Below are 21,817 nucleotides of genomic sequence, written 5' to 3'. Positions count from 1 at the left end.
GGCTGAGGCCCGGACCGTGCGCCTGCTGCTCGCGCTCAGCCGACGGGCGGGGCGGTGGGTGGCTTCGGCGCCTCGCCCGGCTCGGCCGGTTCGCCGACCGGCCGTTCCTGCTCCCCGAAGGCCGTCCGGATCCACCGGTTCGCCTCCTCCTGCTCGACACCGGAGGCCACCAGCAGGTCACTCGCCGTGGTCCGGATCTGGGCGATCACGACACTGCCGGAGAAGCCGACTCCCGCCCCGTACGCCCGGCCGGCCTCGCTGACGGCCCGCAGCGAGCGCTCCCGTGCCTTCTGCGGCTCCTCGCCCGCCGCGAACTCGTGCTTGAGCAGCCGGACCGACTCGGCGAGGTGGCGGATCGCGTCCGGCATCGGGTCCGGCACCGGCTCGTCGTCCTCGATCAGGGTGACGGACCGGCGGATCAGCGTGCCGCTGTTGCGCATCGCGCGGTCGATCGGGTCGGCCGCCTCCGCGTAGTGGATCAGCTCGCCGCGGCGGTGCCAGCGGGCCGGCGACAGGGTGGCCGTCTCCTTCGCGCCCTCGATCGCCTCGCCCAGGGTGGCCAGCTCGTCCTTGTTGTTGCGCAGCCGCTCCAGCGCCCGCTGGATGCCGGCCCGGTCCCGGTCGCGCAGCCCGTCGGCGGTGGCGTCGAGCTGGGCGGCGAGCAGGTCCAGCGCCGGGCGGGCCGCCCGGTTGATCACCCGGAGCGGGTTCAGCGGCAACAGGACCGCCGTCACCAGCAACGCGATGCCGCCGCCGAGAAACGCGTCGACGAAGCGCGGGATCTCCAGGTTCTGGGTGGACGGGCTCAACGTCACGATCAGCACCGCCGTGGCCGCCGCCTGGATGACGATGGCCACGCTCGCCCCGGCGAAGATGGTGAGCAGGATCGCCACCGTGACCACCAGGCCGAGCTGCCACGCGCCGGTGCCGAGGAAATAGATCAGGAGGTCGCCGACGAACACCCCGACGCCCACCCCGACGATCAGCTCAACGGTCCGGCGGAACCGCTGCCCGACCGACGCGGCAAGCGTGCCGACCGCGGAGATCGGCGCGAAGACCGGTTGCGGATTGCCGAGCACCTTGTGCGAGATGAGGTACGCCAGACCGGCCGCCAACCCGGCCTGGACGGCCAGCCCACCCGCCATCCGCACCCGGTGCAGCCGGTCGTGCAGGGTGGCCCGGCCGCGGTGCCGCAGTTGCTCGGTGGCCTCGGCGATGCGCGCCCCGTCGACGTCCACCAGGCCCTCACGCAGCGGGGTACGCCGCACCATCGGAGGTCTTCTGTCCCGGGCCACCGCCATGGGCGCGACTACCCGTGGCGGGCCCCCTGAATCCTCCCGCCCGCCTGCGGCGCGCGGATGCGGCAGACTCGGGCGGTGGCCGATCTGCTGGACCGGTGGCGGGCGGCGGCCCGCGACGCCGGGGCGAGACCCGACGAGCGCTCCACCCGGGCCGGGGAGGAGCTGCTCGCCCGGTGGCGGGAGCCGCACCGGCACTACCACACGGTGGCGCACCTGAGCGTCGTCCTCGATGTCGTGGACCGGCACGCCGCGCTGGCTGACCGGCCCGACCTGGTCCGGTTGGCCGCCTGGTGCCACGACGCGGTCTACGACCCGCGGGCCCCGGGCGACACCAACGAACGGGACAGCGCCGCGCTGGCCGGGAACCTGCTCACCGGGCTCGGAGTGCCGGCGCCCGCGGTGGCCGAGGTGCGCCGGCTGGTCCTGCTCACCGCCGGGCACGCCGTGGCACCCCGCGACCGGAACGGCGCCCTGCTCTGCGACGCGGACCTCGCCGTGCTGGCCGGGCCGCCGGCCGCCTACGACCGCTACGCGGCGGCGATCAGGCGGGAGTACGCGCACGTGCCCGAGTCGGCCTTCCGAGCTGGACGGGCCACCGTGCTCACCGGGCTGCTGGCGCTGCCCGCGCTGTTCCGGCTGCCGCCGCTCGCCGACCGGTGGGAGCAGCCGGCCCACGACAACCTGCGCCGTGAACTGGCCGCACTCACCGGGCCGCCGACGATCCCGGCGTGACCAGGTGCTTCGGGCGACGCAGTCCGGCGTCGCGCAGCAACCGGACGAGTTCCCGGCTCGGCACCACCCGGGCCCCGAGCCACACCGCCGCCGCGAACCGGTCGGCCGGAATGTCGTAGTGGTCCCGGTCGAAGCCGCGCCGGGGTGCGCCCAGCGCCTCGGCGAAGGCGTGCAACTCGGCGTAGGAGACGTCGCTGATCAGGTGCGACCAGAGTCGACCGCGCCACGGCCAGGCCGGCCGGTCCAGGTAGAGCATGGTGCCCAAGCTAGCCCGCGTTGATGATCGGTGGTCGGCGACCTAGCCTCGGCGGCATGGCCCCCACCGGACTCCTCGACGACCTGCGCGCCGCTCTGGGCGAGAACGCCGTGCTCACCGACCCGGACCTGCTACGCCTGCACCAGCGCGACGAGGCCGACCTCTGCGCCGCCGGCGTCCCCCTCGTGGTGACCCGCCCGCGCAGCACCGAGCAGGTGGTGGCGGTGATTCGGGCGGCGGCCCGGCACGGCGTACCGGTGGTGCCGCAGGGCGCGCGGACCGGGCTGGCCGGCGCGGCGAACGCGGTGGACGGTGCGGTGGTGATCAGCACCGTCGCGATGGACGAGATCCGGGAGATCGACCCGGTGGGCCGTATCGCGGTGGTCCAGCCCGGCGTGGTCAACGCCGCGCTCGCCGCGGCGGTCGCCAAGCAGGGTCTCTGGTACCCGCCGGACCCCGGCTCCTGGGAGTCGTCCACGATCGGCGGCAACGTGGCCACCAACGCCGGCGGCATGTGCTGCGTGAAGTACGGCGTGACCACCGAGTACGTGCTCGGCCTGGAGGTGGTGCTCGCCTCCGGCGAGGTGCTGCGCACCGGGCGGCGTACCGCCAAGGGGGTGGCCGGCTACGACCTGACGCGGCTCTTCGTCGGCTCGGAGGGCACCCTCGGGGTGATCACCGAGGTGACCGTGGCGCTGCGGCCGGCCCCGGCCGACTCGCTGACCCTGGTGGCGGTCTTCGGCTCCACGGCGGCGGCCGGCACGGCGGTGGCCCAGATCGCCGCGCGGGGCCTCACGCCCAGCATGCTGGAACTGCTGGATCAGACCCACCTGCGGGCGATCGAGGCGTACCAGCCGATGGGGCTGCGGACCGACGCGCAGGCCCTGTTGCTGGCCGCCGCCGACACCGGCAGCCGGGCGGGCGACGACCTGGCGGCCCTGGCGCAGGTGTGCGAAGCGGCCGGCGCCGAGGAGGTCTACGCGGCCACCGACGCGGTGGAGGCGGCGGCGTTGTTGCAGGCTCGCCGCCTCGCCCACCCGGCGATGGAGAAGTTCGCCGCCGACACCCACCCCGGTGGCAGCGGTGGCCTGGTGATCGACGACGTGGCGGTGCCGCGGGGCGCGCTCGCCGCGCTGCTGGACGGGGTGGCCCGGATCGCGGCGGACTGCGACGTGCCGATCGGTGTGGTGGGGCACGCCGGGGACGGCAACATGCACCCGAACATCGTCGTCGACCGCGCCGACCCGGCGAGCGTTGAGCGGGGCCGGCGGGCGTTCGACGAGATCATGCGGCTCGGTCTCGACCTGGGCGGCACCTGCACCGGCGAGCACGGGGTGGGGCTGCTCAAGCGGGACTGGCTGGCGGCCGAGATCGGCCCGGTCGGCGTCCGGGTGCACCAGGCCATCAAGGCGGCACTGGACCCGGCCGGCCTGCTCAACCCGGGCAAGGTGCTCTGAGGGGCTGCTTCAGCCCTTGACTTCGGCGGGCGTCGCCTGGGTGAGCAGCAACAGGATCTCCCCCGCCACCGCCGGGCGTTCCTCACCCGGGCAGTCCTGCGAGGTGATCAGCCCGGACGAGGTGAGCAGGCTGGACGTCAGCGCGTCGATACAGGTGGTCCGGTACCGCCGGACCTGGTCGGTCTCCTCGGCGAGCCGGGGGTCGGCGAGCAGCACCTGAAGGCGTTCGGTCTGCTCCGCGGCCAGCCTGCCCCGGGAGGTGACTCCGTCGCCGGCACAGTCGAGGCACTGCCACGAGCCGTCCCGCTCGACGCTCAACGTGCGCAGCGGGGCGTCGGCGCCGAGCCGTTGGATCAGGCTGACCTGGCCCGCGGCGACCGTCGTCGGGATCTCGGGTGCCGGCACACCGGCCGCCGAGCCGGCCGGCGGTTGGGCGACCGGCGTCTCGGCGTCATCGCGGCCGAAGAGCGAACACCCGGCCAGGGCGACGGCGAGCACCAGGGCAAGCAGCGGGGTGAGGAGACGGGGGCGCGCGCGGTACAGCACGCGCGGAAACCTACCCCACCGTAGGTAGCGTTCGAAACCACCATCCGGGCCGGTATCGATAGTTACCACTCGGTAACGTCACTTTTCGGTCATCGTGGCGTGGGGCGCAGCTCCGCCTGGTCGTCGTCACCCCGATCCGCCGCGTAACCCCGTACGTCCGGTACGCCGAGTCTGGCCGCGTCCGCCCCGGCGTCGTCCGGCATCAGTTGGGACTGCCGCTCCGCCTCCACCCGCGCGCGGTAGTGCTCGACCTCGCGGGCGCTCCTCGCCGCGTCCCACCCGAGCACCGCACCCATCAGCTCGGCGGTGTGCTCGGCCGACTCCAGGCCACGGTGGCTGGTCTCGAAGGAGATCCGGGTCCGTCGGGTCAGCACGTCCTCCAGGTGCAGCGCGCCCTCGGCCCGCGCCGCGTAGGCGACCTCCGCCGCCAGGTATTCGGGAGCACCGGCCAGCGGGGACGCCAGCAGCGGATCGACGTCGATCAGCGCCAGCAGGTCGAGCGTGAGGGTGCCGTACCGCTCCAGCAGGTGCTCCACCACGCCCACCGGCACGCCGTGCCGGCGGGCCAGGTCGGCCCGGTCGCGCCACATCGCCGGGTAGCCGTCCGCGCCGAGCAGCGGCAGGTCGGCGGTACGCGACGCGCGGGCGCCACCCAACCGGCGTACGGCCCGGTCGACCACGTCGGACGCCATCACCCGGTACGTCGTGTACTTGCCGCCGGCGACCAGCAGCAGCCCGAGCATCGGCTCGAACACGGCGTGCTCGCGGGAGAGCTTCGACGTGGAGTCGGCCTCACCGGCCAGCAACGGCCGCAGCCCGGCGTAGACGCCCTCGATGTCGGCGGTGGTCAACGGCCGGTCCAGCACGGTGTTGACCTGCTCCAACAGATAGTCGATGTCGCTGGCCGAGGCCGCCGGGTGGGATCTGTCCAGGCGCCAGTCGGTGTCCGTGGTGCCGATGATCCAGTGCCCGCCCCACGGGATGACGAAGAGCACCGACCGTGCCGTCCGCAGGATGAGCCCCGTCTCGCCGGTGATCGCCGAGCGGGGCACCACCAGGTGCACCCCCTTCGAGGCGCGCACCCGGACGCCGGGCCGCAGGCCCACGTCGTTGAGCATCCGGGACATGTCGTCGCTCCACACACCGGTGGCGGCGATGACCGTGCGGGCCTGCACCTCGAACTCGGCGTCCGGGGACCCGGCCGGCGCCTCCAGGTCACGGACCCGTACGCCGGTGACCTCCCGCGCCTGCCGGATCAGCCCGACGGCACGGGTGCTGCTGACCACGGTTGCGCCGAGGCTCGCCGCGGTGCGGGCCAGGGTGACGACCAGCCGGGCGTCGTCGACCTGCCCGTCGTAGTAGCGGATCGCCCCGGCCAGCGCGTCGGCCCGCAGGCTCGGGAAGATCCGCCGGGCCCCCTCCCGGGTCAGGTGCCGGTGCAGCGGCATGCCCCGACCACCGCCGAAGAGACCGGCGAAGGCGTCGTACGTGGCCACGCCCGCGCCGTAGTACGAGCGGCGGAAGATCCGGGCGGGCAGGTCCCGCAGGCCCCGGCCGGCCGGCAGCGGCACCAGGAACGGCACCGGGCGGACCAGGTGCGGTGCGAGCCGGGTCGCCAGCAGGCCCCGCTCGGTCAGCGCCTCGTGGACCAGGTGGAACTCCAACTGCTCCAGATAGCGCAGCCCACCGTGGATGAGCTTGCTGGATCGGCTCGACGTGCCCGAGGCGAAATCGCGCGCCTCGACCAGGGCCACCTTCAGGCCTCGGGACGCCGCGTCCAGGGCGGCGCCCGCACCGGTCACCCCACCCCCGATGACCAGCACGTCGAAGCGCTCGGCGCGGAGTCGGCGCAGGTCGGCCGTACGGCGGACCGGCGAGAGCTGACCGGCGACGGATCGGGAGATGTTGGGGTCACGCACCCATCCACCGTAACCGCCGCGGAAGCGTGTCAACATTCGCCGCCCGCCCCGCCTCGCCTCCGATTCACGTCGACCGCCCGCAGACCTTGGACAGTTTCCGTCAGCGGCTGACGGAAACTGTCCAAGATCTGCGCGGTTCTTCGATTCGAGACTGCTCGGGCTGGTCGTAGGGTTTCCGGATGCATGGTCAACCTGCGCATCCCGGGCTCGGCCACCGCCGCTCCCCGTGGCCGGTGGTCGCGGCCGTGTTCGTCGGCTGCTGGATCGTCGCGGTCACGGTGGCCACCCAGACCGGTGGCTGGCTCACCGATCAGGTGCTGCTCGGCTTCGGACGGGACCGGCTGGGTTGGCTCTGGCCGGTGCTCGGCCTGGTCACCGTCGTGCTGGTGGGCACGCCCGCCCTGCTGCTGGCCGTGCTGCCCCGCTCGACCACGGTCCGGGCCACCGGGCGGGTGTGGTTGGCCGCCGCGCTCACCCTCGGCGTGCTCACGCTGCTGCGCATCGTGCCGCCCGTACACCACGAGGCGTACCTCGCCGCGCTGGCCGCCGTCGCATCGCTCAGCGCGCTCACCGTGGCCTGGTCGGCGCGACGATCGTCCGGCTCGGACGTCGGCGCCGCTCCCGACGCCACCGCGTCGTGGGCCGGCGACCGCACCGGCGGTGCGGCGCCGAACAGCGACGCCACCGCGTCGTGGCCCAGGGACCGCACCGGCGGTGCGACGCCGAACGGCGACGCCACCGCGTCGGGGGTCAGCGACCGCACCGGCGGTGCGGCGCCGAACGGCGACGCCGCCCCCGCTCAGGCCGCCGGAAGCACGGAGTCGAGCGTCGACGCCGCGTCGACGGCCGTCGGGGGCCCGGATCCGGTCGGGGGGCAGCGTGGATCGCGCCGGCCCGGGCCGGTGCCGCTGCTCGCGGTCGCCGCCGGGTTGGCGCTGCTGCTGCCGTGGGCCTGGCTGGGCGCGCTCGGCGGGCTCCTGGAGACAACGCTCGCGCTGTTGGCGGCGGCCGCGCTCGGGGTGCTGGCCGCGACGCTGTTGGACGCCACCTTCTGGTCCCGGTTCGCAGTCGGCCGGCCGCCTCGGCCGGGACGGCTGGTGCTGGTCGGTGGCCTGGTCGCCGGGGTGGCGCTGCTGCTGCTCGCGGCCGGGACGGGCCAGTCCGGCGCGCAGTTGCCCGCCCTGCTGACGCTGCCGCCGACGGGCTTCGCGCTGGCGGCGCTGTATGCCGCGGCCTGGAGACCGACCGCCGACCCGGCCGCGACCCGGCGGCCCACCGCCGACCCGGCCGACGCCGCACGCGCCGGCCGGGCCGCGACCGGCTGGCTGGTGGGCCTGGCCGCGCTCGGCCCGCTGGCCTTCACCGACCCGGAAGAGATCACCCTGCTGCTGATCGGCACCCGGGACGTCCCGTTCTGGGTGGCGGCCGCCGCCGGCGCCGGCCTCGCCGTCGCGGTCCTGGTCGCCATCGGGTACGCGGTGCTGCTGGCCCGCCCGACGGCACGCACCCCGAGTCGCCGGGTCGCCGCGCTGGCGGCGGCGGTCCTGCTGGTGACCGTGGGTGTCGTCGACGTCGGGCCCGGCCAACCCGGCCTGTACGGGGAGCGGCTGCTGGTGGTGCTGCGCGAGCAGGCCGACCTGAGCGGCATCCCGGCCGGCGCCCCCGGGCAGGCCGGACGGGACGCCCGGGCGGCGGAGGTCTACCGGCGGCTGGTGACCACCGCCGACCGCAGCCAGGCCGACCTGCGCCGCACAGCGGGGCGGCTACGACTCGACCCGGTGCCGTACTACCTGGTCAACGCGGTCGAGGTGGATGGCGGACCGGCCGTACGGGCCTGGATCGCGCGGCGACCCGAGGTGGCTCGGGTGCTGGTCAGCCAGCGCCTGCGGCCGCTGCCGGCCCCGGCGGGGCAGAGCCGGGGCACCGCGCCCGCGCCGACCGGCCCGGAGTGGAACATCCGTCAGCTCGGCGCGGACCGCGTCTGGTCCCAGCTGGGGGTGACCGGCAGGGGAATCGTGGTCGGCAGCTCCGACTCCGGTGTGGACGGCGGCCATCCGGCGCTGCGGGCCGGGTTCCGTGGCGGGGACGACTCCTGGTACGACCCGTGGGACGGCACCCGGACGCCGAACGACCAGGGCGGGCACGGCACCCACACGGTGGGCAGCGCGGTCGGGCGGGACGGCATCGGGGTGGCGCCGGACGCGCAGTGGGTGGGCTGCGTCAACCTGGACCGCAATCTGGGCAGCCCGGGGCACTACCTGGACTGCCTCCAGTTCATGTTGGCGCCCTTCCCGGCCGGCGGTGATCCGTTCACCGACGGCCGGCCAGAGCGCGCCCCGCAGGTGCTGACCAACTCGTGGGGCTGCCCGGCGATCGAGGGCTGCGACCGGGAGGCCCTGCTCCCGGCCACCACGGCGCTGGACGCCGCCGGGATCTTCGTGGTCGCCGCGGCCGGCAACACCGGCCCGTGGTGCGCGTCGATCGACGATCCGCCCGCGCCGTACGCGAACGTGCTGACCGTGGGCGCGGTGGACGCGCAGCGGCGGGTGGCCGAGTTCTCCTCACGCGGGCCGGTGCCGGGCGGCACGGGCAAACCGGACGTGCTGGCGCCCGGGGTGGGCGTGGTGTCGGCCATGCCCGGCGGCGGGTACGCGGCGCTGGACGGCACGTCGATGGCGACCCCGCAGGTGGCGGGAGTGGTCGCGCTCATGTGGTCGGCGAACCCGGCGCTGGTCGGGGACCTGACCAGGACCCGGCAGATCCTGCGGGACACCGCGACGCCGGCCGAGCCGACGTACCGTTCCGGCAACCCCACCGACGCCTGCGGCGGCCCGGCGAACGTCACCGGAGCCGGCCAGGTCGACGCGTACGCAGCGGTTCGCGCCGCCCGGGGGTGAACGAGGGCGGGGCCGGTCACCGCCAGCAGGTGATCTAGGGTCGGCGACCATGGACGCCGAGATCACCGTCGCCGAACTCAGCCCCGACCTCGCGCCCACCGTGGCGCGGTTCTGCGCGCAGGCGCTCGACCTGCCCGAGGACGCCGCCGAGGCGGCCGCCATCGTGGACGTGCTGTGGACCCGGGCCGCTGCCGACCGTGCGGTGGTCGGGCTGGGCGCGTACCGGGGGAACGACCTGGTCGGGGTGCTGCTCTGCTCGGTGTCGCCGGCCGAGGTGGGCATCGGGCACGTGGACCTGGTCGCTGTGCTCCCCGGGCAGCGCCGCCGGGGGGTGGGCCGCGCGCTGCTGTCGCGGGCCGAACAGGCACTCGCCGAGCGCGGCGTCACCGAGGTGCTGCTCGCCGGAAACCCGCCGTACTACGCCTGGCCGGGCATCGACGTGCGGTACACGCCAGCGGTGTGCGCCGCCCTGGCGCTCGGCTACCACCAGGACCGGACCGCCTGGAACATGACGGCGGACCTGTCGTACGACGAGTCACCGGCCCTGCGGTCGACGGAGGCCGCGGAGCAACGGCTGGCTGGGCAGGGCATCACGGTACGCCGGGCGGAGCCCGCGGACCTGCCGGCGCTGGCCGCGTTCGCCCGGTCCACCTTCGGTGGCGCCTGGGACGGCGAGCTGGCCGGGTCGGTGGGCCGCGCGGGGGCGGGCTGCCACCTGGCGGAGCGGACCGGCGAGGTGCTGGGTTTCGCCGCCTACGGGTCGTCCCGGCCGAGCTGGTTCGGGCCGATGGGCACCGCGCCCGCCGCCGAGGGGTCGGGCATCGGCGGGGTGCTGCTGCGACGCTGCCTGCGCGACCAGCGTGCGGCGGGGGTGGACCGGGCGCAGATTGGCTGGGTGGGGCCGGTGCCGTTCTACTCGGGCAGCGCGGGCGCCCGGATCGAGCGGGTCTTCTTCCTGTACCGGCGGACCCTACCGGTGACGTGAGAGGGCAAATGGGACATGAGTCCATTCGCCCGCATTACCCATCGACGCCCCCTACCGTTTCGGTAGAGGAGGCAGCCATGACCACGGATGACGACCAGACCGAGGACGGCCCGCCGATCACCTGGAAACCGGTCGGCGAACTGCCCGGCCAACTCCCGTTCGACCGGCTCGACTACGGCGACGCCGAGCAACTTGCCGAGATGACCACCGACGGCGAGCGGCTGACCGAGGAACCGCAGGAGATGGTGGACGCGCCGATCCAGCTGCTCCCGCCGTACGACCGGGCGCAGAAGCGCCGCAACCAGCGCCCACTGCCCACCTGACGACGAACGGGGCGGACCGCGTCAGCGGCCCGCCCCGTTCGGTGTGTCGGAACTGGACTCAGAAGTCCATGTCCCCGCCACCCGGGCCCGCCGGGGCAGCCGGGTTCTTCTCCGGCTTGTCCGCGACGACGGCCTCGGTGGTGAGGAAGAGCGCCGCGATGGAAGCGGCGTTCTGCAGCGCCGAGCGCGTCACCTTGGCCGGGTCGATGATGCCCGCGGCCAGCAGGTCGACGTACTCGCCGTTGGCGGCGTTGAGGCCGTGACCCGCTTCGAGGTTACGGACCTTCTCCACCACGACGCCGCCCTCGAGGCCGGCGTTGACGGCGATCTGCCGCAGCGGGGCGTCCAGCGCGACCTTGACGATGTTGGCACCGGTCGCCTCGTCGCCGACCAGGTCCAGCTTGTCGAAGGCGGTCTTGCCGGCCTGCACCAGCGCGACGCCACCACCCGGGACGATGCCCTCCTCGACGGCGGCCTTCGCGTTGCGAACGGCGTCCTCGATGCGGTGCTTGCGCTCCTTGAGCTCGACCTCGGTGGCCGCGCCGACCTTGATCACCGCAACGCCACCGGCCAGCTTGGCCAGCCGCTCCTGCAGCTTCTCGCGGTCGTAGTCGGAGTCGCTCTTGTCGATCTCGGCCCGGATCTGGTTGACCCGACCCTGGATCTGGTCGGCGTCGCCGGCACCGTCGACGATGGTGGTCTCGTCCTTGGTCACCACGACCTTGCGGGCGCGGCCCAGCATGTCGAGGCCGACGGCGTCCAGCTTGAGGCCGACTTCCTCGCTGATGACCTGGCCACCGGTGAGGATGGCGATGTCGGCGAGCATGGCCTTGCGGCGGTCACCGAAGCCCGGCGCCTTGACGGCGACGGACTTGAAGGTGCCCCGGACCTTGTTGACGACCAGGGTGGCCAGGGCCTCGCCCTCGATGTCCTCGGCGATGATCAGCAGCGACTTGCCCGACTGCATGACCTTCTCCAGGATCGGAAGCAGGTCCTTGACCGACGAGATCTTGCTGTTGACGATCAGGAGGTAGGGGTCGTCGAAGACGGCCTCCATGCGCTCCGGGTCGGTCATGAAGTAGGCCGAGATGTAGCCCTTGTCGAAGCGCATACCCTCGGTGAGCTCCAGCTCCAGCCCGAAGGTGTTGCTCTCCTCGACGGTGATGACGCCTTCCTTGCCGACCTTGTCCATCGCCTCGGCGATGATCTCGCCGACGGTGCTGTCGCCAGCGGAGATGGAGGCGGTGGAGGCGATCTGCTCCTTGGTCTCGACGTCCTTGGCGAGCTTGGACAGCTCCTCCGAGACGCTCGCGACCGCAGCCTCGATGCCCCGCTTCAGGGCCATCGGGTTGGCGCCGGCGGCCACGTTGCGCAGGCCCTCGCGAACCAGGGCCTGGGCCAGGACGGTCGCCGTCGTCGTGCCGTCACCGGCGACGTCGTCGGTCTTCTTGGCGACTTCCTTGACCAGCTCGGCGCCGATCTTCTCGTACGGATCCTCGAGCTCGATCTCCTTGGCGATGCTCACACCATCGTTGGTGATGGTGGGGGCACCCCACTTCTTCTCGAGCACGACGTTGCGGCCCTTCGGGCCGAGGGTCACCTTTACGGCGTCAGCGAGCTGGTTCATGCCCCGCTCGAGGCCGCGGCGCGCCTCTTCGTCGAACGCGATCATCTTTGCCATACGGCGTTGTCCTCCTGGACACTCACGGCCACCCGAGTGTGTGTCCCGGATGGGCCGCCTGGTTTACGCACCTTGGGACGCCGCCACCAGGCGACGACGACGTCCTCCGGCCGGGCCGGATAGCCCGCGACGACCGGCCATGTGCCGCCCCGGCGTCTCCACGCCTGGGCGACCTGGCCCCACCGTCCCGACCGTTGGCACTCACGGTACGCGAGTGCCAATGACTTGTTTAGCACTCTCACCTGCCGAGTGCAAGCACGATGACGCCGCTCAGCCGAGTTCGGCCGCCAGTCCGGCGCTGTTCACCGGCCCCTCATGGGCCCGCTGCTCGGTGTACGTGACCAGCAGACCGATCAACTGGACGAGGTGGGCCGGCAGCGCCAGCAGCGCCGCGACACCGATCACCGCCACCACCCCGACCGCGGCGCCCGGGGACGCGAACGGGTCCGTGCCCAACGCGCCGGTGCCCACCGACTCCAGGAAGCCCGGAACCACGGTGCCGACGATCACAGCCCCGCCCACCACGGCCACCCGGCCGAGCAGCAGCCCGAGCCGGGCGTGGAACATCCCGAACGACCGGCCGATCGGGTTCTGCCGCTCGAACAGGTAGACCGGGCCGGCCAGGCTCAACGCGAACGCCAGATAGATGCCCGGCAGGACGCAGAAGCAGAAGCCGATACCGATGAGCACGCTGACCAGCAACGTCCAGCCCCACAGGCCGAGCGCCCGGCGCAGGCCGTACCGCAGCGCCGCATCCAGGCTGGCGGGCCGGCCGGTCGCCTGCTGGGTGATCACCCAACTGCCGGCGGCCCACCCCACCGCCTGCACCAGACCGATCAGCAGGCTGCCGCCGACCAGCACGGCGACGAGGGTTGCCAGGGTGGCGGCGAAGTTGTCCGGCAGTCCGGCCGCCGGATCCATCTCGGCCTGCGCCTCCCAGCCGGGCGACGGGTCCACACCCAGCGAGATGACCGAGAGCACCGCCGCCGGCAAGACCTGCGTGAGCAGCATGATCGGCACCAACTGCCGCCAGCTTCGGCGCAGCGCGCCCCCGCACCGCTCGAACCAGGCCCCAATGCCGGCACCGGGCGGAGTGACCAGGGCGTCGTTCGGATCGAACCCGTGACCTGGCGGGTACCAGCTGACCGGCGCCCCCGGATACCACGGCTGCCCACCGTAGGGACCAGACCCCGGCGGGTAGCCGCCGGTGGGCGGAAAGACCCAGCCCTGCGGCGGCGCACCGGCCGGACCCCAACCGCCCCGCGCGGGATCCCAACCGGGCGGCGGCCCAGCCGGTGGACCCCAACCGCCCTGCGCGGTGGGATCCGGCGTACCCGCCGGACCGGCCTGCCCCCAACCCTGGGGGATCGGGCCGGGTGGCGGCCCGTATCCAGGCGGCATCGCAGGGCCGGGGCCGTATCCGGGTGGCATCGCAGGGCCGGGGCCGTATCCGGGCGGCATCGCAGGGCCGGGGCCGTATCCGGGCGGCATCGCAGGGCCGGGGCCGTATCCGGGCGGCATCGCAGGGCCGGGGTCGTGTCCGGGTGGCGGCCCGGGGTCTGCGCCGGAGGCCGGTGGCGTGCCCGGGGCCGCGCCGGAGATGGGTGAGGTGGGGTCGGACGGGCCCGGCTCACCCGGCCCGGAGGGCGTGGTGGGTGGGGGCGGCTGGTCGGTCATGAACCCTCCTCAGCATCGGCTGGAACGGCTCACGATCTTCCCGGGTGGGCGTCCGCACCGCAGCCCCGACCCGCCAGCCGATCGGGGGTGATCCGCGAGCGAAAAGGTCGGGAATTCGCTCAGGCGATGACGCGTACGTGTTCCGCCTGCGGGCCCTTCTGGCCCTGGGCGATCTCGAACTCCACCCGCTGGCCGTCGTCGAGCGCCTTGTAGCCGTCCATCTCGATCGCGGAGAAGTGGACGAACACGTCCTGACCGCCGTCGACGGCGATGAAGCCGTAGCCCTTTTCGGCGTTGAACCACTTCACGGAACCCTGTGCCACGGTGCACTTCCCTCACTCTTGCGCAGCGTTGCCTGCCCGGGCGCGCGGCACGGCCGGACGCCCTCGGACCACCGCCTCAGCGATCGACGACGGCCGCTGAAAGGGTGACCGAAATCGCACGCTACACGAGGAGTGACGGCCGCGCACGACCCCAAATCGGGCGTATTCCCGGGCGACCCGACCGGGTCCGGGGGCCGAACCGGAACGGGCCACGGACGACCGGTCCCGGCTCACCGCCCGGCGGCCCGGCAGCGGGGCGGGGCACGCCCCGAGGCAGCTCCCGCCCCTGTGGTAGGCATGCAGACATGACCACCGATATCGGCTCAGCCGCCGTTCGGCAGGCCGAGATCCACCGGGTCCAGCCGGAGGACGCCGCCCGGATGCGGGCACTGCGCCTGGAGATGCTCGCCGACGCGCCCTTGGCCTTCCTGGAGACCCTGGCGGACGCGGCGGCCCGACCGCACCGCGAGTTCGCCGCGCGGGTGGCGTACACGTCGTCCGGCCCCCACAACGCGCAGTTCGTCGCGGACCCGGGCGGCCGTCTCGTCGGGCACGCCGGCGGCACGGTCGCGCCGAACGAGCCGGGGCTGACCGTCATCTACGCCGTGTACGTCACGCCGGCCTGGCGGGGCAGCGGGCTGCTCGGCGAGCTGATCGACGGGGTGGCCGCCTGGTCGCGGGCCTGCGGCCGACCGGAGCTGCTGCTGGAGGTGGTGGTCGGCAACGACCGCGCCTACCGGGCCTACCAGCGGCTGGGCTTCATCGACACCGGCGTGCGAGTCCCCCACCCCACGATCCCCGCCCTGAACGAACTACAGATGCGCCGAACAGCCTAGAAACAAGAGAACCCATCCCAAGGCAGAACCCCGGTGATGTCTAAAAGCCGGACGCGTCAGCGACAACCGCGTCCACGTCAGGGTTTCCGGGGCAGCCCGCCCTGCGCAGGGATCAAGCCTGACCGCCCGGAGCGGGGCGGGCTGCCCCGGAAACCCCCAACCGCAACCAAAGATCAAACGTGACGCCGAGACTGCACGATCCGGAACCGGTTGGCCACGTACGCCCCGTCCGTCAGCGCCGAGTTGGCCGCCGCGTTCGCCCCACTGCCGTGGAAGTCGGAGAACGCCGCCGACTGGTTGACGAAGACCCCGCCGGTGAGGTTGCAGGACAGGTGCACCCCGACCTCGACCGCCACCGCCTCGGTGGCGTCCAGCACCGCCTCGTCGGTGGAGTAGACCGCCGCCGTGAGCGCGCCCTTCTCCCCGACCGTCCGGCGCAGCAGTTCCAGGCTGTGGGCTGTGGAGTCGGTGGCGATGGCGAACGAGATCGGCCCGAACCACTCCCGGCCGTACGTCTCGGCGTCGTCCGCGCCCAGCTTCACGATGGTCGGGGTACGCACCACCGCGTTGGCGTACGCCGGGTGGGCCACGGCCCGTGACTCCAGGACCGGCTCACCCACCTTGGTGACCTCGGCCAGCCGGTCCAGCACCCCGTCGTTGACGATGGCGCCGGTCAGCTCGACGCCCCGGGCCGGGTCGGCGGTCAGCTTGCCGACCGCCGCGGCGATCCCGCCGGCCACCTCGTCGAAGCTCTTGTGGCCCTGGTCGGTCTCGATGCCACCGGCGGGGATGAGGATGTTCTGCGAGGTGGTGCACATCTGCCCGCTGTAGAGGGTCAGCGTGAAGCCGAGGTTGCGGCACATGCCGGCGAAGTCGTCGGTGGAGTCGATGACCACCGTGTTCAGGCCGGCCTTCTCGGTGTAGACCGACGCCTGCCGGGCGTGCGTCTCCAGCCAGTCGCCGTACTCGGTGGAGCCGGTGAAGTCGACGATCTTGACGGACCGGTGCAGGGCCAGGTCGCTGGCGAGCTTCTCACCGGGCGCCTCGGCCGCCAGCATGATCAGGTTCGGGTCGAAGCCGGCCTCGGCGAGCACCTCCCGGGCGTACTTCACCGTGACGGCCAGCGGCAGCACCGCGCGCGGGTGCGGCTTCACGATCACCGGGTTGCCGGTGACCAGCGAGGCGAACAGCCCGGGGTACGAGTTCCAGGTCGGGAAGGTGTTGCAGCCGATCACCAGCGCCACCCCACGCGGCACCACGTGGAACGTCTTGGTCATCCGCAGCGGGTCGCCCTTGCCGGCGGCCTTCTCCCAGCCGGCCGTGCCGGGGTGACGGGTCATCTCGGCGTACGCGTACGCCAGCGCCTCCAGCGCCCGGTCCAGCGCGTGCGCGCCGCCGGCCTGGAAGGCCATCACGAACGCCTGCCCGCTGGTGAACTGCACCGCGTTGGCCAGCTCGAAGATGTGCTTGTGCAGCCGGTCCAGGATCTCCAGGCAGACGCCCACGCGGGCCTGCGGGCCGGCGTCGCGCCAGGCCGGGAGCGCAGCGGAGGCGGCGGCGATCAGCTCGTCGGTGCCGGCGTGCGGGTAACGCACCGCCAGCTCGACCCCGAACGGGCTCGTCTCGGTGGCGATCCGCTCGCCGGCGCCCGGCTGGTCGAGCGGAAAATCGCCGCCGAGGTACGCCTCGAAGGCGGCCTTGCCGTCGGCGGCGGCGGTTTCGCCGTACACGCGGGGGCTGGGGGACTCGGGATAGGCGGACCAGTAGCCCCGCTCCGTGATCGCGGTCAGCGCTCGGTTGAGGGTGTCGGCGTGCCTGTCGTACAGGGGATGCGGGGTCTCCGTCATGCCAGCCATCATGCAACAGCCAGGTCCGCGAGCAGTAGGGGCGGATGCCAGACAGAGGTTCATGCCTGAGCCAGGTCCGCGAGCAGTAGCGCCGATACCCGTCAGAGGGTGAGCTGCCAGTTGTTCCAGGCGTCCACCGGGCGGAAGCCGAGCTGCTCGTTGATGGCCACCATGTAGCTGTTGCTGGCCGCGTTCCAGGTGTCGATGACGCGTACCGCCGGCTCGTGGGTGAGCAGGTGGTGCAGGTTCTCCGCCTTGGCGATCAGGCCCAGGCGGTGCCCACGGTGGGCCGGGTCGACGATGGTGATCTGCTGGAAGGCGTGCCAGTCGGCGGAGGCGCCCACGTCGAGCAGGGTCCAGGCGACCAACCGACCGGACGCTTCGTGCCGCATCCCGAGGTGGTAGCGCCGCCGGCCCCGGGCGTCCAACGCGCGCTCGTTGCCCCGGATGCGCTCGGCGTCCACCTGCTCCGGTTCCCACTGCACGTCACCCATCGGCGCGTCCATCAACAGCCGGCTGTCCAGGTAGGCGATGTCCGCCACGTACTCCTGCGGCGTGGTGCCCTGCCAGCAGACCGACCGGTAGCCCTCCGCCCGCGGCTTGGCCTCGGCGAGCGCCGCCCGCAGGGCGACCCGGTCGATGTCGGCGATCTCCAGCCGGCGTCGCACCTCGGCCAGGGCGGACTGCGCGCCGGTCGAGGCGGCGAACGCGTCGCCCGCCCCGGAACGGGCCGCACCGCCGGGCAGCGCGCGGACGGTCATCGCGACCACCCGCTTGCGGCCGTGCTGGCGCAGCAGACGCACCCCGTACTCGTGCAGTGCCCGGCCGACGCCGCGCCGCCGCAGCTCGGGATGCACCGTCAGCTCGGCGGTGGCGTTGTCGGTGTTGTCGAGCTGCGGCAGGTCGAGCTGGAGGTACCCGGCCGGCACACCGTCCAGCCGGGCCAGTGCCCAGAGCGATCGGGTGCCGGGTGCCGGCGTGTGGAACAGCGCGTCGAAGCGACGCCGGCAGAAGGGCGGGAAGTCCGGAAGGTCGACCTCGTTGGCCGCCATCCCGACCCGGTACGCCTCGTCGACCGCGGCCCGGTCGGCGCCGTCGAACGACGTGATGGTGATGCTCATGCCGGGGAGCCTGACAGGCGGAAAAGCGATGGGGCCAGCGAATTATTCGCTGGCCCCATCGGACGTGGTCGGGAGGGACACTCGCACAACGCCTCCGGCGTTGGGTCGCAAGAACTTCAAAAGTCTCCGGCGAAATGCCCTCCCGCACGGAGCATCTTGCGCCGTCCGGTTCCTGCCGTCAAGTCCAGACCGGCGGGTTTTCCATACTCACAGCTAAAACCCAGTTACTGGCCGGTGGGCCCGGCGCGGCCCCAGAGTCAGCCGAGGAGGCCGGCGTCGCGGGCGGCGCGAAGGCTGGGCTTGATGTGGTGGGTCGGGCCGACCTGACTGGCCACCGCGTCGATGGTCTTCAGGCCCTCGCCGGTGTTGAACACGACCGTCTCGGCCGTCGGGTCGAGCCGCCCGGACTCGACCAGCTTGCGCAGCACCGCGGCGGTCACCCCGCCCGCCGTCTCGGCGAAGACGCCTGTGGTGCGTGCGAGCTGGCGGATGCCGGCGCGGATCTCGTCGTCGTCGGCGTACTCCATCCAACCGCCGGTGCGGCGGACCGCCTCCAAGGCGTAGAGGCCGGCGGCCGGGTCGCCGATGTTGAGCGACTTGGCGATGCCGGTGGGCTTGACCGGGGTGATCGTGTCCGTGTCGGCGTGCAGCGCGGCGGCGATCGGGTTGCAGCCGGCCGACTGGGCCCCGAAGACCTTCCAGCCGCCGGCCGGCGCCTCGACCAGGCCGATCTCGACCAGCTCGGAGAACGCCTTGTCAATCTTGGTGAGCAGCTCACCGCTGGCCATCGGGATGACCACCTGGGCCGGGATACGCCAGCCGAGCTGCTCGGCCACCTCGTAGCCGAGGGTCTTGGAGCCCTCCGCGTAGTACGGCCGGACGTTCACGTTGACGAACGCCGTGTCCTCGAATTCGTCGGTCTCCACAAGCTCACCGCAGAGCCGGTTGACGTCGTCGTACGAGCCGTCGATGGCGACCAGTTCGCCGCCGTACACGGCGGTGGTGATGACCTTGCCCTGCTCCAGGTCGCTGGGGATGAAGACCACCGAGGGCACACCGGCGCGGGCGGCGTGCGCGGCGACCGAGTTGGCCAGGTTGCCGGTCGACGCGCAGGCGAACCGGGTGAAGCCGAGTGCCTTCGCGGCGGTCAGCGCCACCGAGACGACCCGGTCCTTGAACGAGTGGGTCGGGTTGGCGCTGTCGTCCTTGACCCACAGCGGTGCGGTGATGCCCAGCTCGGCGGCAAGGTGCGGGGCCGCCACCAGCGGGGTCAGCCCCGGGTCGAGGGTGACCCGGGTGGCCGGGTCCTGGCCGGCGGGCAGCAGCGCGGCGTACCGCCAGATGTTCTTCGGGCCCGCCTCGATCTGCTCCCGGGTGACCGTGGCCAGGGCCGCGAGGTCGTAGTCCACTTCCAGGGGGCCGAAACACTCGTAGCAGGCGTGCTGGGCGGCGAGCGGGTAGCGGGCCGAACAGGCGCGACAGACCAGGGCGCGGGCGGGGCTGGCGGAGGTGTCGATGCCGGAGGCGGCGAGCGTCGACGTCATGTCGAGAGTCCTCTCATCTTTCCCCGCATCGCACGGTGCGGCGGGGACGGAATTGGCACCTGCCCCGCGGGTCGCTCAGCGGTGAGCGCGCGGGGTGGTTGCCGGGGCGTCGTCGGGCCGTATCCCTCAGCCCCTCTGGATGAGGTATGCAGTTGTGCCGTCGAGTCTAGGCAACGTTGCCTGTCGCCTCCACCGGGTATCCCAGGGAGTGGGTCAGCGAGCGGCCACCGCCACCGGGTCGACCACCGCGGCCGGGTCGGTGACCGCGGTGGGTCGCGGCAGGGACGACGACCGGGTCCGTGCCCTGGTGGCGAGGTTCGCGGCGACCAGGGCGGCGATGGTGATCGCGGCGCCGACCAGCTCGATCGCCTCCGGCCGGTAGCCGCGGACGATCTGCACGACGAAGGTGGTCACCGGGACCAGGTTCATGAACAGGGCGGCGTTGGCGGCGCCCAGCCGCTGCACGCCGGTGTTCCACGCCAGCACCGCGACGACGGCGGCGACGATCACGGCGTACGCCAACTGTGGGGTGACCGCCACGAGGTCGGCGGCGGCCGGCGCGTGCTGCCACCCGACGGCGTCGGCGCCGATGCTCGCGGCCAGCATGGCGGCCGTGCCGGCGAGCGCGGTCAGCGTGGTGAAGCGCAGCGGCGACCAGGCGCCGAACCGGCTGGCGCCGTGGGTGTAGATGCCCCAGCCGAGCACCGCGCCGATCATCATGAGCCCGCCGAGACCGAACTGGCCGAACCCGACAAGGCTCCCGCGGGTGATCACCAGGCCGACTCCGAGGAGCGCCACCAGGGAGAGTGCCAGCAGGAGCGGCTTCGGTCGTACGCCGTCCCGGGCCCACCGGACCAGCTGGGTGATGACCGGCGTGGTGGCCACGAAGAGGGAGATCTGCTGCGGGGCGGCGTGTTCGAGCGCCAGGTTGGTGAGCAGGTTGAAGCCGGCGAAGCCGACGACGCCGAGCACCACCACCTCGACTCCCCGACCGCCGAGCCTCAGCGCTGCGGGGCCCTCGCGGAACAGCAGGATGGCGACCAGGATGACTGTGGCGAACAGGTAGCGGGCGGTGGTCAGGTTGAGCGGATCGACCCGGCTCAGCGCGCTGGCCAGGATCGGGAACATCGCGCCCCAGGCGAGCACGGCGAGCAGCGGATAGGCGGCGGCGCGGGATCGCATCGGCAGCTCCCTTGTTCGAGTATTTTCGAACCAACGACACCGACCATAGGGTGTTGTTCGAGAGTTGTCGAACAAGGGTTACACTGGTCACATGGAGCCGCACGAACCCGACCTGACCGCCGTACCGGTCACCGCCGTGCTGGCCGCACTCGCCGACGACGTGCGGCTACAGATCGTGCGGGCGCTCGCCGAGGGTGGCGAGGCCGCCTGCGGCAGCTTCGACTTCGGCGTCTCCAAGGCGACCCGCAGTCACCACCTCAAGGTGCTGCGCGAGGCCGGCCTGACCCGGACCCGTGCCGCCGGCACGAGCCGCCTGGTTCGGCTCCGCCGCGACGAGTTGGACCAGCGGTACCCGGGCCTCCTGGACGCGGTCCTCACCCCGCGCCCTCCGGCCTGACGCCGCCGCCTTCGCCCGATCCGACCGACCTCGAACGACCCTCGACCGACCTCGACCGACCTCGAACGGGCGCGCGTCGCCGGAGCCGCCTCGTCGAGGCTCCGGCGACGCGCGGTACGGGTGCGGTCAGGCGGAAACCGGGGCGGGGTCGGTCACCGAGGCCGGTGGAGCGTCGGCGCGACGCCGGGCGAACAGCGCGTCGAGCGCCCAGGGGCCCGAGCCGAGCGCCGCGACCAGAAGGAACGACCAGCAGAAAAGCGCCGACAGCTCACCGCCGTTGCGCAGCGGAAGCAGGTCTTCGGGCTGATGGACCACGAAATAGGCGTACGCCATCGAGCCGGAGGCGAGAAGCGCGGCGGGCCGGGTGAAGAGCCCGGCCAGCACCAGCGCGCCGCAGATCAGTTGGATCAGCGCGGCCCACCAGCCCGGCCAGGAGCCGAACGGTATCGCCGAGCCGGTCATCGGGTTGCCGCCGAACAACCCGAAGATCGAGGACAGGCCGTGCAGCATGAACAGCAGGCCGGTCACGATGCGGAACAGGGACAGGGTCGGCCCGCCGAGCCGAGAGACGTTCATGGAGACCTCCATCGAAGGGGACAGATCTCTTCAATGGTGGGACATGAATGTATTGAAGTTAATAAATTCCTTGCTAGTGGGAAGATCCCCGCTCGGAACATATCGCCCGTGTGGGAGCGCTCCCGCCCAGAACGTACCGCCAGCCGAGGTGGCCGTACAGCCTGTCGAGCTGCCCGCAGCGCCTGTCGAGCTGCCCCACGTGTGGGGCGTAGAGCCC

At 72.8% G+C, this 21,817-nt stretch carries 19 protein-coding genes and 1 riboswitch; of the genes, 7 read left to right on the top strand and 12 right to left on the bottom strand.

Features of this window, described 5'->3' with window-relative positions:
* Positions 1-35: 35 nt before the first annotated feature.
* The gene (locus ACFYPH_RS01335; RefSeq protein ID WP_354861470.1) at positions 36-1,271 is read right to left on the bottom strand and encodes an FUSC family protein; all 1,236 of its coding nucleotides are present in this window, start codon (positions 1,269-1,271) and stop codon (positions 36-38) included.
* Positions 1,272-1,376: 105 nt separating this feature from the next.
* On the opposite strand from ACFYPH_RS01335, the gene ACFYPH_RS01330 reads away from it, so the two are divergent.
* The gene (locus ACFYPH_RS01330; RefSeq protein WP_355135627.1) at positions 1,377-2,033 is read left to right on the top strand and encodes a metal-dependent phosphohydrolase; all 657 of its coding nucleotides are present in this window, start codon (positions 1,377-1,379) and stop codon (positions 2,031-2,033) included.
* Here the strand turns inward: ACFYPH_RS01330 and ACFYPH_RS01325 are convergent.
* Positions 2,005-2,289: a DUF4031 domain-containing protein gene (locus ACFYPH_RS01325; RefSeq protein ID WP_355064446.1), complete on the bottom strand. Its 285-nt coding sequence runs from the start codon at positions 2,287-2,289 to the stop codon at positions 2,005-2,007. The two genes, ACFYPH_RS01330 and ACFYPH_RS01325, sit on opposite strands and share 29 nt — an antisense overlap.
* A 56-nt stretch (positions 2,290-2,345) precedes the next feature.
* Between ACFYPH_RS01325 and ACFYPH_RS01320 the strand changes: the two genes are divergently transcribed.
* A complete protein-coding gene (locus ACFYPH_RS01320) occupies positions 2,346-3,746 on the top strand; it encodes an FAD-linked oxidase C-terminal domain-containing protein (protein ID WP_354861465.1) in 1,401 nt (466 codons plus the stop codon).
* Between the two features lie 9 nt (positions 3,747-3,755).
* On the opposite strand, the gene ACFYPH_RS01315 is transcribed toward ACFYPH_RS01320, so the two are convergent.
* Together ACFYPH_RS01315 and ACFYPH_RS01310 are read right to left on the bottom strand one after the other, a co-directional pair.
* The gene (locus ACFYPH_RS01315) at positions 3,756-4,292 is read right to left on the bottom strand and encodes a hypothetical protein (protein WP_354861463.1); all 537 of its coding nucleotides are present in this window, start codon (positions 4,290-4,292) and stop codon (positions 3,756-3,758) included.
* Between the two features lie 89 nt (positions 4,293-4,381).
* A complete protein-coding gene (locus ACFYPH_RS01310; RefSeq protein WP_355064575.1) occupies positions 4,382-6,196 on the bottom strand; it encodes a glycerol-3-phosphate dehydrogenase/oxidase in 1,815 nt (604 codons plus the stop codon).
* A gap of 194 nt (positions 6,197-6,390) precedes the next feature.
* Between ACFYPH_RS01310 and ACFYPH_RS01305 the strand changes: the two genes are divergently transcribed.
* From ACFYPH_RS01305 to ACFYPH_RS01295, 3 genes are all read left to right on the top strand, one after another.
* Complete coding sequence (locus ACFYPH_RS01305; protein ID WP_387178088.1) at positions 6,391-9,108, top strand: S8 family serine peptidase; 2,718 nt, start codon at positions 6,391-6,393, stop codon at positions 9,106-9,108.
* Positions 9,109-9,157: 49 nt separating this feature from the next.
* Complete coding sequence (locus ACFYPH_RS01300; RefSeq protein ID WP_354861460.1) at positions 9,158-10,093, top strand: GNAT family N-acetyltransferase; 936 nt, start codon at positions 9,158-9,160, stop codon at positions 10,091-10,093.
* A 77-nt stretch (positions 10,094-10,170) separates the two neighbouring features.
* Positions 10,171-10,416 (top strand): hypothetical protein, encoded by a 246-nt coding sequence (locus ACFYPH_RS01295; protein WP_354861458.1) that lies wholly within the window; start codon positions 10,171-10,173, stop codon positions 10,414-10,416.
* Between the two features lie 58 nt (positions 10,417-10,474).
* Here ACFYPH_RS01295 and groL read toward each other — a convergent pair whose 3' ends face one another.
* From groL to ACFYPH_RS01280, 3 genes are all read right to left on the bottom strand, one after another.
* Positions 10,475-12,097 carry a chaperonin GroEL gene (gene groL / locus ACFYPH_RS01290; RefSeq protein WP_354861457.1) on the bottom strand — a complete coding sequence of 541 codons (1,623 nt, stop codon included), beginning with the start codon at positions 12,095-12,097 and terminating at the stop codon, positions 10,475-10,477.
* A 270-nt stretch (positions 12,098-12,367) separates the two neighbouring features.
* A complete protein-coding gene (locus ACFYPH_RS01285; protein ID WP_387178084.1) occupies positions 12,368-13,108 on the bottom strand; it encodes a hypothetical protein in 741 nt (246 codons plus the stop codon).
* A gap of 785 nt (positions 13,109-13,893) precedes the next feature.
* Positions 13,894-14,097 carry a cold-shock protein gene (locus ACFYPH_RS01280; protein WP_088950422.1) on the bottom strand — a complete coding sequence of 68 codons (204 nt, stop codon included), beginning with the start codon at positions 14,095-14,097 and terminating at the stop codon, positions 13,894-13,896.
* Positions 14,098-14,402: 305 nt separating this feature from the next.
* Between ACFYPH_RS01280 and ACFYPH_RS01275 the strand changes: the two genes are divergently transcribed.
* Positions 14,403-14,933 (top strand): GNAT family N-acetyltransferase, encoded by a 531-nt coding sequence (locus ACFYPH_RS01275; RefSeq protein WP_387178080.1) that lies wholly within the window; start codon positions 14,403-14,405, stop codon positions 14,931-14,933.
* A 173-nt stretch (positions 14,934-15,106) separates the two neighbouring features.
* Here the strand turns inward: ACFYPH_RS01275 and paaN are convergent, their stop codons facing one another.
* The 4 genes from paaN to ACFYPH_RS01255 all read right to left on the bottom strand — a co-directional run bounded on the left by paaN (position 15,107) and on the right by ACFYPH_RS01255 (position 20,627).
* Positions 15,107-16,780, bottom strand: a complete 1,674-nt coding sequence (gene paaN / locus ACFYPH_RS01270; protein WP_387178077.1) for a phenylacetic acid degradation protein PaaN — start codon at positions 16,778-16,780, stop codon at positions 15,107-15,109.
* A gap of 101 nt (positions 16,781-16,881) precedes the next feature.
* A complete protein-coding gene (locus ACFYPH_RS01265; RefSeq protein WP_387178074.1) occupies positions 16,882-17,901 on the bottom strand; it encodes a GNAT family N-acetyltransferase in 1,020 nt (339 codons plus the stop codon).
* Positions 17,902-18,158: 257 nt separating this feature from the next.
* Complete coding sequence (gene thrC, locus ACFYPH_RS01260) at positions 18,159-19,445, bottom strand: threonine synthase (RefSeq protein WP_355135643.1); 1,287 nt, start codon at positions 19,443-19,445, stop codon at positions 18,159-18,161.
* A 10-nt stretch (positions 19,446-19,455) separates the two neighbouring features.
* A riboswitch (SAM riboswitch) is annotated at positions 19,456-19,591 on the bottom strand.
* A 67-nt stretch (positions 19,592-19,658) separates the two neighbouring features.
* Positions 19,659-20,627, bottom strand: coding sequence for a DMT family transporter (locus tag ACFYPH_RS01255; protein ID WP_387178071.1), 969 nt, complete (start codon positions 20,625-20,627; stop codon positions 19,659-19,661).
* Between the two features lie 91 nt (positions 20,628-20,718).
* Between ACFYPH_RS01255 and ACFYPH_RS01250 the strand changes: the two genes are divergently transcribed.
* Entirely contained in the window at positions 20,719-21,024 is a 306-nt protein-coding gene (locus ACFYPH_RS01250) for a metalloregulator ArsR/SmtB family transcription factor (protein ID WP_355135647.1), read from the top strand.
* 126 nt (positions 21,025-21,150) lie between these two features.
* Here the strand turns inward: ACFYPH_RS01250 and ACFYPH_RS01245 are convergent, their stop codons facing one another.
* Positions 21,151-21,600, bottom strand: a complete 450-nt coding sequence (locus ACFYPH_RS01245; protein ID WP_355064427.1) for a DoxX family protein — start codon at positions 21,598-21,600, stop codon at positions 21,151-21,153.
* Positions 21,601-21,817 lie beyond the last annotated feature (217 nt).

It is taken from the genome of Micromonospora sp. NPDC005252 (genome assembly GCF_042872475.1).
Classification (GTDB): Bacteria; Actinomycetota; Actinomycetes; order Mycobacteriales; family Micromonosporaceae; genus Micromonospora.
This window is presented reverse-complemented; position numbering and strand designations above follow the sequence as displayed.